This is a genomic window from Devosia sp. (assembly GCF_028290435.1).
GTDB lineage: Bacteria > Pseudomonadota > Alphaproteobacteria > Rhizobiales > Devosiaceae > Devosia.
Window position 1 is genome coordinate 41,718 of sequence record NZ_JAQGJV010000078.1, and the last position, 17,286, is coordinate 59,003.

14 protein-coding genes are annotated in these 17,286 nt (G+C 61.8%); 3 read left to right on the top strand and 11 right to left on the bottom strand.

The window, feature by feature from the left end; genetic code table 11:
- The 9 genes from JWP26_RS17530 to JWP26_RS17570 form a co-directional block, all read right to left on the bottom strand.
- Complete coding sequence (locus tag JWP26_RS17530; RefSeq protein WP_299730726.1) at nucleotides 1-540, bottom strand: tripartite tricarboxylate transporter TctB family protein; 540 nt, start codon at nucleotides 538-540, stop codon at nucleotides 1-3.
- Entirely contained in the window at nucleotides 521-1,477 is a 957-nt protein-coding gene (locus tag JWP26_RS17535; protein ID WP_299730729.1) for a tripartite tricarboxylate transporter substrate binding protein, read from the bottom strand. The genes JWP26_RS17530 and JWP26_RS17535 overlap by 20 nt, the downstream gene beginning before the upstream one ends.
- A gap of 651 nt (nucleotides 1,478-2,128) precedes the next feature.
- Complete coding sequence (locus JWP26_RS17540; RefSeq protein ID WP_299730732.1) at nucleotides 2,129-2,965, bottom strand: MBL fold metallo-hydrolase; 837 nt, start codon at nucleotides 2,963-2,965, stop codon at nucleotides 2,129-2,131.
- Nucleotides 2,966-2,968: 3 nt separating this feature from the next.
- On the bottom strand, nucleotides 2,969-3,748 hold the full coding sequence (locus JWP26_RS17545; RefSeq protein WP_299730735.1) for a TatD family hydrolase: 780 nt from the start codon (nucleotides 3,746-3,748) through the stop codon (nucleotides 2,969-2,971).
- Nucleotides 3,749-3,751: 3 nt separating this feature from the next.
- Nucleotides 3,752-5,302: a methionine--tRNA ligase gene (gene metG / locus JWP26_RS17550; RefSeq protein WP_299730738.1), complete on the bottom strand. Its 1,551-nt coding sequence runs from the start codon at nucleotides 5,300-5,302 to the stop codon at nucleotides 3,752-3,754.
- Nucleotides 5,302-6,327, bottom strand: a complete 1,026-nt coding sequence (locus JWP26_RS17555) for an AAA family ATPase (protein WP_299730741.1) — start codon at nucleotides 6,325-6,327, stop codon at nucleotides 5,302-5,304. The genes metG and JWP26_RS17555 overlap by 1 nt, the downstream gene beginning before the upstream one ends.
- Nucleotides 6,324-7,010: a dTMP kinase gene (tmk, locus tag JWP26_RS17560; RefSeq protein WP_299730744.1), complete on the bottom strand. Its 687-nt coding sequence runs from the start codon at nucleotides 7,008-7,010 to the stop codon at nucleotides 6,324-6,326. Before tmk ends, JWP26_RS17555 begins: the two co-directional genes overlap by 4 nt.
- A 19-nt stretch (nucleotides 7,011-7,029) precedes the next feature.
- The gene (locus JWP26_RS17565; protein WP_299730747.1) at nucleotides 7,030-8,181 is read right to left on the bottom strand and encodes a D-alanyl-D-alanine carboxypeptidase family protein; all 1,152 of its coding nucleotides are present in this window, start codon (nucleotides 8,179-8,181) and stop codon (nucleotides 7,030-7,032) included.
- Between the two features lie 59 nt (nucleotides 8,182-8,240).
- Complete coding sequence (locus JWP26_RS17570; protein ID WP_299730750.1) at nucleotides 8,241-9,299, bottom strand: septal ring lytic transglycosylase RlpA family protein; 1,059 nt, start codon at nucleotides 9,297-9,299, stop codon at nucleotides 8,241-8,243.
- Nucleotides 9,300-9,545: 246 nt separating this feature from the next.
- Here JWP26_RS17570 and metH point away from each other — a divergent pair, with 246 nt between their 5' ends.
- On the top strand, nucleotides 9,546-13,325 hold the full coding sequence (gene metH / locus JWP26_RS17575; protein WP_299730753.1) for a methionine synthase: 3,780 nt from the start codon (nucleotides 9,546-9,548) through the stop codon (nucleotides 13,323-13,325).
- Nucleotides 13,325-13,690: a hypothetical protein gene (locus tag JWP26_RS17580; RefSeq protein WP_299730755.1), complete on the top strand. Its 366-nt coding sequence runs from the start codon at nucleotides 13,325-13,327 to the stop codon at nucleotides 13,688-13,690. The genes metH and JWP26_RS17580 overlap by 1 nt, the downstream gene beginning before the upstream one ends.
- A gap of 162 nt (nucleotides 13,691-13,852) precedes the next feature.
- On the opposite strand, the gene JWP26_RS17585 is transcribed toward JWP26_RS17580, so the two are convergent.
- Both JWP26_RS17585 and folD read right to left on the bottom strand, forming a co-directional pair.
- On the bottom strand, nucleotides 13,853-14,398 hold the full coding sequence (locus JWP26_RS17585) for a DUF1643 domain-containing protein (RefSeq protein WP_299730756.1): 546 nt from the start codon (nucleotides 14,396-14,398) through the stop codon (nucleotides 13,853-13,855).
- Complete coding sequence (gene folD, locus JWP26_RS17590; RefSeq protein WP_299730757.1) at nucleotides 14,395-15,297, bottom strand: bifunctional methylenetetrahydrofolate dehydrogenase/methenyltetrahydrofolate cyclohydrolase FolD; 903 nt, start codon at nucleotides 15,295-15,297, stop codon at nucleotides 14,395-14,397. Before folD ends, JWP26_RS17585 begins: the two co-directional genes overlap by 4 nt.
- 462 nt (nucleotides 15,298-15,759) lie before the next feature.
- Here folD and JWP26_RS17595 point away from each other — a divergent pair, with 462 nt between their 5' ends.
- Nucleotides 15,760-17,235 carry an AMP nucleosidase gene (locus JWP26_RS17595; RefSeq protein WP_299730758.1) on the top strand — a complete coding sequence of 492 codons (1,476 nt, stop codon included), beginning with the start codon at nucleotides 15,760-15,762 and terminating at the stop codon, nucleotides 17,233-17,235.
- The last annotated feature ends 51 nt before the right edge of the window (nucleotides 17,236-17,286 follow it).

A 17,286-nucleotide genomic window follows, 5' to 3' on the forward strand; every position in this document is an offset into this window, starting at 1 on the left:
TCAAAACCCCAAGGGTGGAAAAAAGCCGCCCAGTTGCAAACCGAGACGGGCAAACAGGAACCAGGCGAGGGCGGCGAGTACGGCGCCGCAGATTAGGTCCAGCCACCAGCGGCGCGAGCCGAAGGCATTGGCGACCAGCATGAACGCGATCGTGGCGGTAAAGGGCATTCCGAGCGGCTTCATGGTGGCGATCGGGACGGCAACGGCGACAAGCGCCGTAAAGAAAGCCCGGCGATCCATGCCGGCATCGGCTTGGGCGTCTTCCGCCTCTTGCGGCTCGAAGCTTTCGCCGCGCCATATCTGCAGAATGAGGATGGCGCCCAGTACCAGCAGGGCAGCACCCGATATGGTGACGAAAAGGCCCGGACCAACGGCTGCATAGCGAGCGCCCTGCGGCAGGCCGGAGGCTCCATAAAGCCAGACCGCTCCGATGGCCATGACCCCGATTCCGATCCAGTAGGGGCGGGCGGGTGCGGAGGCGGCCGCGGGGCCGCCTCCATTCTGGCTGTTATCCTGCCCGTCAGTTGACAAGGCCGGCATCCTTGAGGACCTTGCCCTGGGTCGCGGTCTCTTGCGCGATGAACGCGCCGAAGTCTTCACCGGCGAGGAAGTAATCGTCCCAACCTTGGGTTTCGAGTACGGCCTTCCAGGCATCGCTCTTGGAAAGCTGCGTGAAGCGATCGACCCATTGGGCATAGTTGTCGTCCGGCGCGCCAGGCGCCGCCAGGATGCCGCGCCAGTTGGCGAGCTCGATGGGATAGCCGGCTTCGGTGAAGGTCGGCACGTCGGGCAGGTTGGTACGGCGTTCGGCGGCGGTGACTCCCAGCAGCTTGATGCGGCCCTGCTCGGCGAACTGGGCGAATTCGGACGTGCCCGAAACGCCGGCCGTCAGTGTACCGTTGACGATGGCAGTTACCGTCTCGGCGCCAGAGGTCTGCGGGATATAGTTGAGGTCGGCTACCGGAATGCCGCCTTCCTGCGCCAGCAGGGCCACGGCGATATGGTCGACACCGCCGGCCGAACCGCCGCCGATCGGATGAGCGCCTGGATCGGCCTTGAGGTCGGCGACAAGGTCGGCCAGCGTGTTGTAGGGCGAGTCAGCCGCTACCGCGACAACCAGGTATTCGGCGGTCAGCCGTGCCACTGGACGGAAATCCGCCAGGTTGATGGGCGAACTGTTGAGCTGGATGGCGCCCACAGTGATCGCGCCGAACACGGCCAGCGCATCGGGCTGGCCGGTCGAGGTGCCCAGGAACTCGGCAAGTCCAACAGTGCCGCCGGCGCCGCCGGTATTGGTGAAATTGACGCCGTCTGTATAGATGCCGGCATCCTTGAGAGCCTGGAAGGCTTGGCGGCCCGTACCGTCCCAGCCGCCGCCGGGGGCGGCGGGCAGCATGACATTGACCTGGGCGCTGGCTGCGCCCGTGCCAAGCGCCGCCGTCATGGCAAGCGCAATCAGTGTCTTCGAAAGCTTCATTATTGATCCTCCCGAGCGTGCGGTGTTTATTGCGCTATCTGGCGCCTTTGTCCGTCACGCTCAAATCTGTCGACAGAATTGACGTTTCAGAGGTCACCATAACGCCAAAAGGACGTCAACCCCAAAGTTCTGCTGACAGAATGGTGCGTTGGTGATGGCTGCGCCTGAGCGAAATCCCGATGCGATCAGCAAAGGGGGCGGGGGTGCCAAATTTGAATGGCGAATTGCACCTGCCAAGCCCGTACTGGGCAGCGGTCGCGCAATTGCCATGCGCTTGCGCGACCGTGGCTCGCTCCGAAAATGGACGGTGGCAGTTGAGTGACCAACGGCCTAGTTGCGATCCGCTGTGCAGCACTTTTCGGTTCGCAATCGTGAGGCCTGAGGCGAGGCAGATCGATTGAATCGATTGGATGCAGTGCTGCCGGCTGGAGCGTCTGATTGTGAAGGGGTGGTGGATCGTGAAGGGGTGGTGGGGACCGAGTCAATCGAACCGTCGATCCGTGATTCGCATAATATATATTATGGAACTTTTGTATTGATCTAAGGCATTGATTCAATGGAGGTTTGTATAAAAATACAGGTTTTCGCGTTCAGCGGCTAGCGGCGGTGGCGCCATCATAGCTCAGCGCGGCGGCACGAGGATAAGTCGGCTCAGAGGTTGATGATGGTTCCTGCCACGACGTCGATGCGCATGCCGTCGAAGGCTGGTTCGACATTGGCGGGCAAAGTCGATTGCAGCGTCCGGTAGTCCATATCGATGTGCATGTTCGTGAGCACGGCTTTGCCTGGCGCGAAGCGCTCGATTAGATCCAGGGTTTCCGGCAAGCTCAGATGGCTTGGATGTGGCGCGTGGCGCAAGGCGTCGACGATCCAGAGGCTCAATCCAGATACGGCGGCGTCGGAGTTGGCGGGAATGGCCGACAGGTCGCAGGAATAGGCGAAATTGCCGACGCGGAAGCCAAGAGACTCAATGTTGCCGTGCACTTGGCTGAAAGCGTCGATGCGGATGGTGCCGCCGGGTCCATTGATCGACAGCACGGTGCCTGCCTCGATTTCATGGGCATTGAGGATGGGCGGATAGTCGCTGCCGGGTGGCGCGGTGAAGCAATAGCCAAAGGCCTCGCGGATGCGGGCGCCAGCCTCGCGGGTGAAATAGACGTCGACGCGCTGGCGGTTATTCAGCGCCAGCACACGCAAATCATCGATGCCGTGCGTATGGTCGGCGTGTTCGTGAGTATAGAGCACCGCGTCGACGCGATTGACCTCGGCATCCAGCAATTGCTCGCGCAGGTCGCAACCGGTGTCGATGAGGACGCGGGTTGGCTCGGCGACGCCGTCGGTCCAGCCTTCGATCAGCAGCGCGCAGCGGCGGCGGCGGTTGCGCGGCTCGGCGGGATCACAATCGCCCCAGATATTGCCGATGCGCGGCACACCGCCGGACGAGCCACAGCCAAGCACCGTGGCAATGATCTTTTGCGCGTCGGCCATGGTTTATGCGAGGCCAGTTTTGGCGAACAGCCGGGCGAAATTCGCGGTAGTTTCTGCGCCGAGCGCTTCTATGCTCAGGCCGCGGACTTCAGCGACTTTTTCAGCGGTGAAGCGCACGAAGCTGGGTTCGTTCGAGGCGCCGCGATGCGGGATCGGCGCCAGGTAAGGCGCATCAGTTTCCACGAGATAGCGATCCGCCGGGACAAACTTGGCGACCTCGCGGATGTCCTCGGCATTCTTGAAGGTGATGATGCCGGAGAATGAAATATAGCCACCCAGATCGAGTGCGGTGCGAGCCAGATCCTGGCCGGCGGTGAAGCAGTGCAGAACGAAAGGGAAGGCCCCCTGCCCGGCTTCTTCGGTCAGGATGGCGGCCATGTCGTCGTCGCACTTGCGGCTGTGGATAACCAGTGGAAGACCGGTGATTCTGGAGGCAGCGATGTGGCGGCGCAGGCCCGTGGCCTGGGCCTCGCGCGGTGCATTATCATAGAAGTAGTCGAGCCCCGCTTCGCCAATCGCAACGCAGCGTGGATGGGCACTTAGGCGCACCAGATCGTCGGTCTGGATGTGCAATTCCTTGTCGGCATTGTGCGGATGGGTGCCGACTGAGCACCAAACGTTCGGGTAACGTTCCGCGATGGCAGCGTATGTGGAAAAGTTATCCACCAGTGTGGATATCGTGACCATTCCGGTCACCCCGGCAGCGGCGGCGCGAGCCAAAACGCCGTCGATATCGCCGGACAGCGCCTCGAAATCCAGATGGCAGTGACTGTCGATCAGCATGGTCTATTCGGCCTTGCGCTCGAGGCGGGCGAATACGCCTTGGGGCACGGGAAGTTCGGTGCCGGGAACGAGGCGATCGGGGACGAGTGCGTCGGCAAGCATGCGCTGGTCGGCGGGTACACCCAACTGGTTGAGCAGGACTTCGGCCGATGCCGGTACAAAGGCCTGCATCGGGATGGCCAGACGGCGAACCGTATCGGCGGTGAGGTATAGGACCGTGGCCATGCGGACGGGATCGGTCTTTTTCAGCGCCCAGGGCTCCTGGCCGGCGAAGTAGTTATTGGCCGAACTCAGGGCTGCGATGATAGCGCCGGCGGCGTCATGGACCAGTTGGCCGTCCATGGCCTTCTGGGCGGCGTCGAGGGCTTCATCGACTTCGCGGATCAGTGCCAGATCCTCGGGCGTGTGCGGGCCGTGCTCGGGCACCTTGCCGTCGAGGTTCTTGTTGATCATCGACAGCGAGCGCTGGGCCAGATTGCCCAGATTGTTGGCGAGGTCGGCATTGACGCGGTTGACCAGCTTGTCGCGGCTATAGTCGCCGTCCTGGCCGAAGGAGACCTCGCGCAGCAGGAAATAACGCAACTGATCGACGCCGAATTCCGACGCCAATTCAAAGGGATCGACGACGTTGCCGAGCGATTTGCTCATCTTCTGGCCATCGACGGTCAAGAAGCCATGGGCGAAAACGCGATGCTGCACGTCGATGCCGGCGCTCATCAGGAAGGCGGGCCAATAGACGGTGTGGAAGCGGATAATGTCCTTGCCGATGACATGCAGGTCAGCGGGCCAGAATTTCTTGAACAGCTCGCTGTCCATGTCGGGGAAGCCGACGCCGGTGATGTAATTGGTCAGCGCATCGACCCACACATACATGACGTGGCCCGGCGCGTCGGGCACCGGGATTCCCCAATCGAAGGTGGTACGCGAGATCGACAGATCCTGCAGTCCGCCTTTGACGAAGGAGATGATTTCGTTGCGGCGTTCTTTGGGCGCAATGAAGTCTGGATTGGCTTCGTAGAGATCGAGCAGCTTTTGCTGGTAGGCCGAGAGACGGAAGAAATAGGTCGGCTCTTCAACCCAATTGACCTCGGCGCCGGACGGGGCGAAGCGCTTGCCGTCCTTTTCCGTCAACTCGTCTTCGTCGAAATAGGCCTCGTCCCGGACTGAGTACCAGCCTTTGTAGGTCGACTGGAAAATGTCGCCATTGTTGTTGGCGGCCATCCTCTTCCAGATGTCCTGGCTGGCCTCGTGGTGACGCTGCTCCGTGGTGCGGATGAAGTCGTCGTTGGAGATATTGAGCGTCTCCGCGAGGCGGCGGAACTCGGCGGAGTTCTTGTCAGCCAGCTCGCGCGGCGTGACGCCCTGGGCGGCGGCGGTCTGGACCATCTTTATGCCGTGCTCGTCGGTCCCGGTCAGGAAATAGACCTCGCGCCCTTCCAGCCGCTTGAAGCGGGCGATGGCGTCGGTGGCGATCATTTCATAGGCGTGGCCGATATGGGGAGCGCCGTTGGGATAGGAAATCGCGGTCGTGACGTAGAAAGGTTTGGCGGTCATCAGGGCTCGATGGAAACTGGTGTGGTGGTCTCGATATGCTTGCGGATCGCGTCGAAGATAGCGACGAGCGTCTGCTTCATATCCAGATTGATGCTGTCGGCCTCGGCAAGCATGGCCTGTGCCTTGTCCCATAGTGCATTGGCCGAGGCAAGGCGATAGCGGCCATTGGGCGCGATGGCAGCGTTGCGGGCTTCGGCCGCCAGCCAGTCGGTCAGCATTTCCCGGGCGAAGGAAAGCTCAGTGCTTTGGGTATTGGAGCCCAAGGCTTCGGCGAGTTGGATATGGAGCGCTGCAGGATGACTGTTGGGCGCAGTGAACCATGCCTGGAGAGCGCCGAGCGCGCTCCCATCGCCCAGCGTCAGGGTTTCGAAGGCGCGGCGAGGCCGGCCGCCAGCGAGCGACACGGCGCGATCGAGCTGGTCGGACGGCAGGTCCGGCCTTTGCTCGGCCACAACAGCGCGGACCTCGGCATCGGTTAGCGGGCGCAGCGCAAGGCTGTGGCAGCGCGATTTGATGGTGGGCAGCAGTTGGCCGGGGCGGTGAGACACGAGGAAGAACGTCGTGTCGGCCGGCGGCTCTTCGAGCGTTTTCAGCAGGGCGTTGGCGGCGGACGGATTGCAATCGTCGATGCTGTCGATGATGGCGATGCGGTGGCCGGCGCGACCGCGGGTCTGGTGGAGATCCTCGCGCAGGTTGCGCACGTCCTCGACGCGGATAACGGTATAATAGCTCTTGGCGTCCTTGGGACGACGGCGCAGCAAAGCCAGGTTGGGATGGGAGAGCGCAGTGACCTGCTGGTCGACGCGGTTGGCGTCCTCGTCGCCTGTGGCGGCGAAGATCAGGCGCGTCAGGTTGAACGCCAGCGTCGCCTTGCCGATGCCTTGCGGGCCATGCAGCAGGATGGCGCCGGGGAGCCGGTGATTGTTCAGCCGTTCGAGAATAGTCGCCTTGGCGGCGGCGTGGCCCCAAAGCGTGCGGTGCTGCTCGGGCGCAGCCACATCATCCAGACCATCGGGATCGGTCACGCGCGCGCCCTGCCCGTGACTTCGGGGAATTTATCGCTGACCACAGCCCAGATCGCGCCTTCCAGCGCATCTTCGCCCTGATCGGCGGAGATGACGACGCAGCGGTTGGGATTGGCCTTGGCGATTGACAGGAAGCTGTCGCGCAGCCGCTTGTGCCAATCGATGTCTTCTTTTTCGAAGCGGTCGCCGGTGAGCGCTAGGCCATCTTCGATGGCGCGTTGGGCGACGCGGCGGAAGGCAATCTCGGGATCCATATCGAGCACGATGGTCAAGTCCGGCGCATGGCCGTCCAAAGCCAGAGCTTCGAGTGCTGCGATCAGCTTGTCATCGACGCCGCCGGTCAGGCCCTGATAGGCGCGGGTCGAATCGTGGAAGCGGTCGGAGATCACCCATTTGCCTGCGGCGAGGTTAGGGGCGATCAACTCGTTGACGTGATTGAGGCGCGCTGCGGCGAAGAGCACAGCTTCACCACCGGCGCCCCAGCTTTCGGAACGGCCCTGCAGGATGAAGGAGCGCACGGCCTCAGCCTTGGGCGTGCCGCCTGGCTCGCGGGTGCGCACGGCCTGGATCGAGGTTTCGGCCAGGCTCGCCAGCAGGCGCTTGACCTGGGTAGATTTGCCGACGCCTTCGCCACCTTCAAAGGTAATGAAACGGGCGCGGCTGGCCTGGGAAGCGTCGAGCATTGGTGATGTCGTTCCCTACTTAGAGCCAGCCCAGCGCCAATTGCTTGAGCGCATCGGTCGCCTTGCGCACGATGTCACCCTCTTCCACCGTGTCGGCGGCGAACAGGGGCGCGGTCTGCACCAGTTTGTCATCGCAGAACACGCGCAGTTCCGCAATCTTGGCGCCCTGCTCCACCGGCGGCATCAGGGGGCCCGTATAGACGATACTGGCTTGCAGGCATTTGCGCGAGCCGCGCGGCAGGTAGAGCGCAACCTCGCCGTCACCCACGAGGCCAACGCTGCCGCTGGTGCCGCCATAGACGTTGGCATAGCCGATGATGTGGCCTTCGGGGAATGCCGAAACCCGTTCAAAGGCGCGTGCGCCCCAGGTTATCAGCTTGCGGCCCTCCTCGGTGCGCTCGGCCATGGATTTCATGCCGTGCAGCACCGCGATGAGGCGGCGTCCCCCGTCAGCAGTGGAAATCACCGAACCATAGCCAGCCGCCAGCGTATGGCCAGTCTTGAGGCCGTCGACGCCGATGCCGAGCTCGACCAATGCGTTGCGGTTGGGCTGCTTGATGTTGTTCCACTCCATCTCGGGCTCCGAGAAGTAGTGATAATATTCGGGAAATTCGCGGATCAGGTAGCGGGCGACAACGGCAAGGTCGCGGGCGGTCATGTACTGGTCGGGGTCCGGCAGGCCGGTCGGATTGACGAAGTGCGAGTCTTCCAGCCCGATCGTGCCGGCCAGCTCATTCTCCATCGCCGCAAAGCTCAGCTCGGACCCCGCAATGCCTTCGGCCAGCACGATGGCTGCGTCGTTGCCGGATTGGATGATGACCGATCGGATCAGGTCTTCAACCTTGATCTTGGAATTGAGGACAGCGAACATGGTGGAGCCGCCCGAGGAGGCGCCGCCGGTGCGCCAGGCGTTTTCCGAGACGAAGAATTCATCGGTCAGCTTGACCCGGCCAGAGCGGACTTCGTTGAACACCACGGCAATGGTCATGAGCTTGGCCATGCTGGCCGGCTCCATGGCGGTATCGGCATCCTTCTGAAAGATGACGGTGCCAGACTCCTCGTCCATCAGAATGGCGTATTTGGCCTTGGTGTCAAAATCGGCCGCTGCCTGAGCAAAGACCGGCGTCGTCAAGGTAAAGACCGCAAAGGCAAGCCACAAAAGCCGTTTCACGATCGTCCTCAATTCCATCATCTTCTCGCACAGATGCGGCGCAAGCCGCCCTATACTCATTAATAGACGGTAATATCGTCGAGGCCAAGTTCGCGGGCAAGATCAAGCGCATCGGTACGCGCTACGCCGGGCTTCAAATGCGTCAGAGTGAGGCGGGTCGCCGGACGACCGTTGACGGTGACCTGGTCTTCGTCGACTGCCCCAAGGAAAGCGAAGCGTTCCGAAAGCTCGATCGCCTTGTCCTGATCGGCGAATACGCCGAGGCCGAGCTTGATGTTCCGCGCGTCGAGATCGGTGGAGTTGACCCAATCCTGCAGCCCCGGCGAGCGGGTCGCCATGGCATCGACGGCCGCATGGGCGGTTTCGATCGCGATGTCTTGTTTTTCAGGCGTGGTATCGGCGTAGGAGAACAAGCTGCCGAAGAAATTGCCGGCCATGTCCATGGCGCTGTTGGTGCCGTCATTGCTGGCCATGCGCGTGCCGCTATTGCTGCCGCGGCCGTAATCGGAGGGGCCATCATAGCTGGCCATCAACATGCGGGTATCATCGCCTTCGAGCGGTGCGCGGCCCACATATTGAACGGCGATCTGGGCATGGCCATTGTTCACATAGCCCAGCATTTCGGCGGCACGAAACGACAGGTCCATGACACGACCGGGCATATAGGGGCCGCGATCATTGACCCGCACGATCAGCGAGCGGCCGTTTTCCCGATTGGTGACGCGCACATAGGATGGCAGCGGTAGGACCGGCGAGGCACCCGTAATGGCATTGGCCGAGAAGATTTCGCCATTTGCGGTGCGGCGCCCATGGAAGTCCGAGCCGTACCACGAGGCTTCGCCGACCGCCTGGTAATTGGGATCTTCGGTGGGAGTATAGACCTGGCCGCGCACGGTATAGGGCTTGCCGACCTGATACCGACCGCCGCCCTTGGGCGGATTGGGATTATTGGTGACGCGGGGCGACGACTTGACGCCAAATTCGGCGGACGTAAAAGCACCGCGCTTGACAGTGGCGCCAAGACCGCCGCCACCGCAGGCAGCCAGTATCGGCGCAAGCAAAGCGGTAAGGACGACAAGGCGAGTGGCATTACGCCAGGGGGATGTCGGTGTACTCAACGTCATACGCTCTTTACTATTGGAGCCTGGACATTACCCCATGCTCGCCATCCCCGCGCGTATGGAACGGGTTTTGGGTTTCGGTTCGGTTAAGGCGAGCGAAGCGTTAAACGATTTGGTGGCAATTGTGTCGAAGCCAAAGCAGGAGCCGTCACTGGCTTTTGGCGCTTGAATGATATAAAGATATCTTTATATGAATGCGTATGTGCTTCGGCTGACTGCCTAGAACGATCAGATAGGACGACGATGATGAGCTCAGATTCAACTTCATCAACTCCCCCTGCCCTCCGCGACGGCGCCGAAATTCTGGCGGCGCTGACGGCGGCGGCGCGCGAGCGTATCCTGATCCTCGATGGCGCCATGGGCACTATGATCCAGCGGCTCGGCTATACCGAGGACAATTTCCGTGGCGACCGGTTCAAGGATTGGCAGAAGCCACTGCAGGGCAACAATGACCTGCTGATCCTGACCGAGCCCAAGGCGCTGGAGGATATCCATTATGCCTATGCGAAGGCGGGTGCGGATATCGTGGAGACCAATACCTTCTCCGGCACCAGCATCGCCCAGGCCGATTACGGCATGGAAGCCGTTGTATATGAGTTGAATTTCGAGGGCGCGCGGATTGTACGACGGGCACTCGATCGGGCAACCGCTGAGGACGGCGTACGCCGGTTCGTGGCCGGAGCGCTGGGGCCCACCAATCGCACGGCCTCGATTTCGCCGGACGTGAACAATCCCGGTTTCCGGGCGGTCAGCTTCGATGAGCTGCGTATTGCCTATAGTGAGCAGGTGCGCGGGCTGATTGACGGCGGCGCTGATGTCATCCTGATCGAGACCATTTTCGACACGCTGAATGCCAAGGCCGCAGTGTTCGCGACCGAGGAAGTGTTTGCTGAAAAGGGCATTCGCCTGCCGATGATGATTTCGGGGACGATCACCGATCTGTCCGGCCGCACGTTGTCCGGTCAGACACCGACGGCGTTCTGGTATTCGCTGCGCCACGCCAGCCCGTTCACCATCGGGCTGAACTGCGCCTTGGGTGCTGACCTGCTGCGTGGGCATATCGCCGAGATTTCGGCCATCGCCGACACCTTCGTTTGCGCCTATCCCAATGCGGGCCTGCCCAACGAATTTGGCGGCTATGACGAAACGCCCGAACTCATGGCCGAGCAACTCGGGCGCTTCGCTGCCGAGGGGCTGATCAATATCGTCGGCGGTTGCTGCGGTTCCACGCCGGACCATATTCGCGCCATCGCCGCCGCGGTCCGTCCACATCCGCCGCGCAAGGTGCCCGAGATCGCACCACAAATGCGCCTGTCGGGCCTGGAGCCCTTCACGCTGACCAAGGACATTCCCTTCGTCAATGTGGGCGAGCGCACCAACGTCACGGGTTCTGCCCGCTTCCGGAAGCTGATCACGGCTGGCGACTATACCGCTGCCCTGGCCGTGGCGCGCGACCAAGTCGAGAATGGCGCCCAGATCATCGACATCAACATGGATGAAGGCCTGATCGACTCCAAGGCGGTCATGGTCGAGTTCCTCAATCTGATCGCCGCCGAGCCCGATATCGCCCGCGTGCCAATCATGATCGACAGTTCCAAATGGGAAGTGATCGAGGCCGGCCTGAAGTGCGTTCAGGGCAAGGCGCTTGTCAATTCAATCTCGATGAAGGAAGGCGAAGAGGCTTTCCTGCATCATGCCCGTCTGGTGCGCGCCTATGGCGCCGCCGTGGTGGTGATGGCGTTCGACGAGCAGGGCCAGGCCGATACGCTGGCGCGCAAGGTCGAAATCTGCACGCGGGCCTATAAGCTGCTGACTGAGGAAGTGGGTTTCCCGCCGGAAGATATCGTGTTCGATCCGAACGTGTTCGCCATCGCGACCGGCATCGAAGAGCACAATAATTACGGCGTCGATTTCATTGAAGCCACCAAGATCATCACCGACACCCTGCCCCATGTCCACATTTCGGGCGGTATCTCGAACCTGAGCTTTTCATTCCGCGGCAATGAGCCCGTGCGCGAAGCCATGCATGCTGTATTTTTGTACTATGCCATCCAGAATGGCATGGACATGGGAATCGTCAATGCCGGGCAGTTGGCCGTCTATGAATCCATCGACCGGGAACTGCGCGATGCCTGCGAGGACGTGATCCTCAATCGCCGCGCTGACGGAACCGACCGCCTGCTGGAGATCGCCGAAAAATATCGCGGTGCCAGCGGCAAGGAAGCCGCCGCCAAGGATCTGCGCTGGCGCGATAAGTCCGTCGAGGAGCGCATCGGCTATGCCATGGTCAATGGCATTACCGAATTCATCGATGCCGATACCGAGGAAGCCCGGCAGGCGGCAGCGCGGCCGTTGCATGTCATCGAGGGCCCGTTGATGGCCGGGATGAGCATTGTCGGCGACCTGTTTGGCTCGGGGAAGATGTTCCTGCCGCAGGTGGTGAAATCCGCCCGGGTGATGAAGCAGGCCGTGGCGCTGCTCTTGCCCTACATGGAAGCCGAAAAGCTCGCCAATGGCGGTGGCAGCGAACGCCAGAGCGCCGGTAAGATTCTGATGGCGACGGTGAAGGGCGATGTGCACGACATCGGCAAGAACATCGTTGGCGTCGTGCTGGCCTGCAACAATTACGAGATCATCGATCTCGGCGTCATGGTGCCGGTCGCCAAGATTTTGCAGACGGCGCGCGAGCAGAATGTCGACATCATCGGGCTCTCCGGGCTTATCACGCCGTCGCTGGACGAGATGGCCCATGTCGCTGGCGAAATGGAGCGCGAGGGGTTCAACATCCCGCTGCTGATCGGCGGGGCCACGACCAGCCGTGTGCATACCGCGGTGAAGATCCACCCCCGCTACCATGCCGGGCAGACGGTCTACGTGAACGACGCCAGCCGTGCGGTGGGCGTTGTGTCTAACCTGTTGTCGCCCGACACCAAGGTTGCATTCATCGAGAACGTACGGGCCGAATATGCTAAGGCAGCAGCGGCGCATGAGCGGGCCGAGAACGACAAGCAACGCCTGCCGCTGATCAAGGCACGCGCCAATGCCTTCAAGCCGGACTGGGCCGGCTATACGCCGCCCGTACCGAGCTTCCTCGGAACGCGGACGTTCACTAGCGCTGACTTCAGCCTTGAGGAACTGGCCAAGTACATCGACTGGACCCAGTTCTTCCAGACCTGGGAGCTTAAGGGGCGCTACCCGGCGATCCTGCAGGACGAAAAGCAGGGCGAGGCGGCGCGGCAATTGTTTGCCGATGCGCAAGCCATGCTCAAGCTGGTGATCGACGAAAAGTGGTTCGAGCCGCGTGGCGTGGTAGGCTTCTGGCCGGCCAATGCCGTGGGCGACGATATCCGCCTGTTTACCGACGAAAGCCGCAAGGACGAACTGGCAACGCTGTTCACGCTGCGCCAGCAGCTCAGCCGCCGTGATGGCAAGCCGAATATCGCCCTGTCCGATTTCATCGCGCCGGTCGATAGCGGCAAGCCCGACTATGTCGGCGGGTTCGTGGTCACGACCGGCATCGAGGAAGTGGCGATCGCTGAAAAGTTCGAGCAGAAGAACGACGATTATTCGTCAATCCTGGTCAAGGCCTTGGCGGACCGTTTCGCCGAAGCCTTCGCCGAAAAGATGCACGAGAAGGTGCGTCGCGAGTTCTGGGGCTATGCGGCCGACGAGACCCTGCAGCCCGAGGACCTAATCGGCGAACCCTATCGCGGCATCCGCCCTGCCCCCGGCTATCCCGCGCAGCCGGACCACACCGAGAAAACGACACTGTTCAAGCTGCTGGACGCCGAGAAACATGCTGGCGTGACGCTGACCGAGAGCTTTGCCATGTGGCCGGGCTCGTCCGTGTCGGGCATCTACCTGTCGCATCCCGAGAGCTATTATTTCGGTGTGGCCAAGGTCGAACATGACCAAGTGCTCGACTATGCCGAGCGCAAGGGCATGGGCGTGGCCGAAGTCGAACGCTGGCTCGGGCCCATCCTGAACTACATCCCCGGCCCAGCAGTAGCGGCGGCCGAGTGATGAGCGCCGCGGTTCAGTTCAGAGCCGACCAGATCCCGGTGACGCTGGTGACCACCGCCGGGCGGCTATTGCCGCTTGACAGCGGCACGGCGCTGGTGCGGCTGGCGGCCAATACCGGGCATGGGCATGCCGATGGGTTTCAGTGTGTCGCCTGCGCGGGGCGTGGCGACGTGCGGGCGATATTGTTCGACCTGCTGGAGGAAGTCCGGCTGGGGATGCGGCCGCCTTTCACCAGCGTGATGGTGGATGCGTCAGCGGTGGTGGATACCGGCGTGGTCGTGGATGCGTTGACGGGGAAATTGCAGGCGACCGCACTGCGCGATCATACGGTGGCGCGGCGGTTTTATCTGGCAGGGACGGCGTAGGGCAGACACCCTCACCCGACCTCCGCTTCTGTGGGCCACCCTCTCCCAGATGGGGAGAGGAATCTTGCGGGCACGGTGCCCTAGATAAGGGGCGACTTCCTATTCTTCTCCCCGCCGGGGAGAAGGTGGCGCGCAGCGCCGGATGAGGGTGTCTGCCCCCTCCTACCCCTCGTATTCCACCAGCTTGGTATCCAACCGCAAATACAGCGGGTGCTTGGGGCTCCCATCGGCATTGGTGCCGAAGCACATGATCCTGATGTCATGGGCGCGGAGTGCCGCGACGATCTCACGGGCCGGCCCCACCAGCGCGCGATTCAGCTTGCCGTGGCACAAGATCACCAAGCTCGCTCCCTTGGCCGCCTCCATCAGCGACGGCAAATTCGCGGGCGATGACGCCACCACGCCCGGAGCCAGCAGTGCCTTGGGGACAGTGGCGCGATAGTCGCCGACATTGCCCTTGGCCATGCCCGAAAACCCCTCACGCAGGCTGAAATTCCATTCACGGGCGCAGGTCGGATCGTTCACGGTCGCATCGGCCGTGCTGGGGTTCATACCGATAAACAAGCTGTAGCGATCCGGAAAGCGATCCCCGGTCCAGCGCCGCATGATCTGGCGGTGTTGGTGGTCGCTGAAAATCGCATCGCCATGCACGCCGGGCGGCAGTGCCAGGCGGACCTTGCCGCCTGGATCGTGGTCGTCGCCGATCATGCCGTCAGATCGCTTGGCGGCACGAGGCCGTTGATCAGCGAGGCGGTGGTGATGGTATTGGCCAGTAGGCACGCGATGGTCATCGGTCCGACGCCGCCGGGAACCGGCGTGATGGCGCCAGCGACTTCGGCCGCGGCGGCATAGTCGACGTCGCCGACGAGGCGCGTCTTGCCCTCCCCGCGTTCGGGAGCATCGATGCGGTTGATACCGACGTCGATGACCGTAGCGCCCGGCTTGATCCAGTCGCCCTGGATCATCTTCGGTCGGCCAACAGCAGCGACGACGATGTCAGCACGACGTACGACCTCGGCGAGGTTCTTGGTGCGCGAATGCGCCATGGTGACCGTGCAATTATCGGCCAGCAGCAATTGTGCCATCGGCTTGCCGACAAGGTTGGAGCGGCCGATGATGACGGCATCCAGTCCCGCGAGCGAGCCGAGTTGGTCGCGCAGCAGCATCAGGCAACCCAGAGGCGTACAGGATACCGGGCCCGGCAGCCCGATGACCAGTTTGCCGACGCTGGTCGGGGTGAAGCAATCCACGTCCTTGTCGGGCGAAATGGTCTGGATGATCTTCAATGAATCAATATGCTTGGGCACAGGCAACTGCACCAGGATGCCGTGAATGGCCGGATCGGCATTGAGCTTTTCCACCAGCGCCAAAACGTCGGCTTCGCTGACCGTTTCCGGCAATTCATATTTTTCGGAATGCATGCCCATTTCGACGGTCTGCTTGGCTTTTTGCGCGACATAGACCTGGCTGCCGGGATCATGGCCGACGATGACCACTGCCAGGCCCGGAGTAATGCCGTGTTCGGATTTCAGCCGCGCTACATGGCCCGCGATGCGGGTGCGCAGGCCTTCGGCAAACAGTTTTCCGTCGATGATCTTGGCTGCCATGCTGCACTCCATGGAATGTCCGCGGCGCCGAAAACCGGCGGGCGAGCTGCTGGTGGGGAACGGGTTTCCCTTACGGAAATCGCGGCTCTACGTCTACGCCCTTGGCGCAGAACATGGCGCGGACCGACATGGTGGAGACAAGAAAAAGGGCTGCAACGGTATCTCTACCATCACAGCCCTGGGGGAAATCCACCCACCGCACTGTTGAGGGCTTGGGGGACAAGCGGCGAAAAGGAAATCCCTAGTTCGCCGGGCGCATGGGTCGCTTGCGTGTCCTTTGAACTGCTATCAAGATGGTGCGCAATTGCGGCAGGAAAAGTGGGGTTCACTCAAGTGTGAAAAGCGATGGATCGTCGTGCCGAGATTGCCGCCACGCCGATAAACTGTCATGGCATGGGGTTATCGCAATCTATCGTCCGCCAGACGGGGGGCTCAATCCGGAGCCCGCAAACGAGAACAAGAATGACAACGATCAGCCCGCCGCGCCTTGAAAAGCAGTCTTTCACCGATCCTGAAAAAGCCTGGGCCTATCTCGCCGAAATCTATCACCGCAATACCGGTTTTATCCGCGGCCACCTGAACGCGCTGGCCCAGGGCATCGTCCCCGAGGGCAAGGTGCGCGCCTGCTACCCGCAGATCGAGGTGCGCTCCACCAGCTACGGCAAAAGCTCATCCACCCTGCCCTACGGCTACCTGCATACACCGGGTATCTATCGTACCACGGTGACGGCGCCGGACCTGTTCCGCACCTATTTCCAAGAGCAGTTCACAGTCATCTTGAAGAATCACGGCGGCACCATCGATATCGGGGAGTCCGATACCCCGATCCCGCTGCATTTCGCGGTGGCGGCCAGCGACCGGGTCGACGGCGAGGCGCTCAACAAGCTTAATATTCCCCTGCGCGATGTGTTCGATGCGCCCGACCTGGGTAATACCGACGACGAAATCGCCAATGGCACCTTCGTGCCCCCGAAAGGCGGACCCTACCCGCTGGCCGCGTTCACCGCGCCGCGCGTCGACTATTCGCTGTATCGGCTCAGCCATTACACCGGGACGGATGCCGATCACTTCCAGAATTTCGTGATTTTCACCAATTACGGCTTCTACATCGACGAGTTCTGCCGCGTGGCCAAGGAGCATATGGCGACCGGGCACGAGCACTATACGAGCTTCATCGAGCCGGGAAATGTCATCACCACCAATGAACGGCTGGGCGGCGGCACGGTCGGCACACCCACGGCGCGCGTGCCGCAAATGCCGGCCTATCACCTAACGGCGGATCGTGGCCGCGGCATCACCATGGTCAATATCGGCGTTGGCCCGTCCAACGCCAAGACCATTACCGACCATATCGCCGTGCTGCGTCCGCATGCCTGGATCATGCTGGGGCATTGTGCAGGGTTGCGCAATTCGCAGGAACTAGGTGACTACGTGCTGGCGCACGCCTATGTGCGCGAAGACCACGTGCTGGACGCTGACCTGCCCCTATCGGTACCGATCCCGGCGCTGGCCGAAGTGCAGGTGGCGCTGGAGCAGGCGGTGGAGGAGATTACCCAGCTCGAAGGGCTCGAGACCAAGCGCATCATGCGCACCGGGACAGTGGCCACCTTCGACAACCGCAATTGGGAATTGCGCGACCAAGCCGAAATTACCCAGCGGCTGAGCCAATCTCGTGCGGTGGCGCTGGATATGGAAAGCGCGACGATCGCGGCCAATGGTTTCCGCTTCCGGGTGCCGTATGGGACGTTACTCTGCGTGAGCGATAAGCCGCTGCATGGCGAGCTGAAGCTGCCCGGCATGGCCTCGGACTTCTACCGCACCCAAGTCAACCGGCACCTGCTGATCGGTCTTCGCGCGATGGAAATCTTGCGCGACCAGCCCGCCGAACGGCTGCATTCGCGGAAGTTGCGCAGTTTTGCTGAGACGGCGTTTCAGTAGGACGCGGCTATTATTAAGCCATAATCGGGCCAGCAATCTCCCGGGTATTCG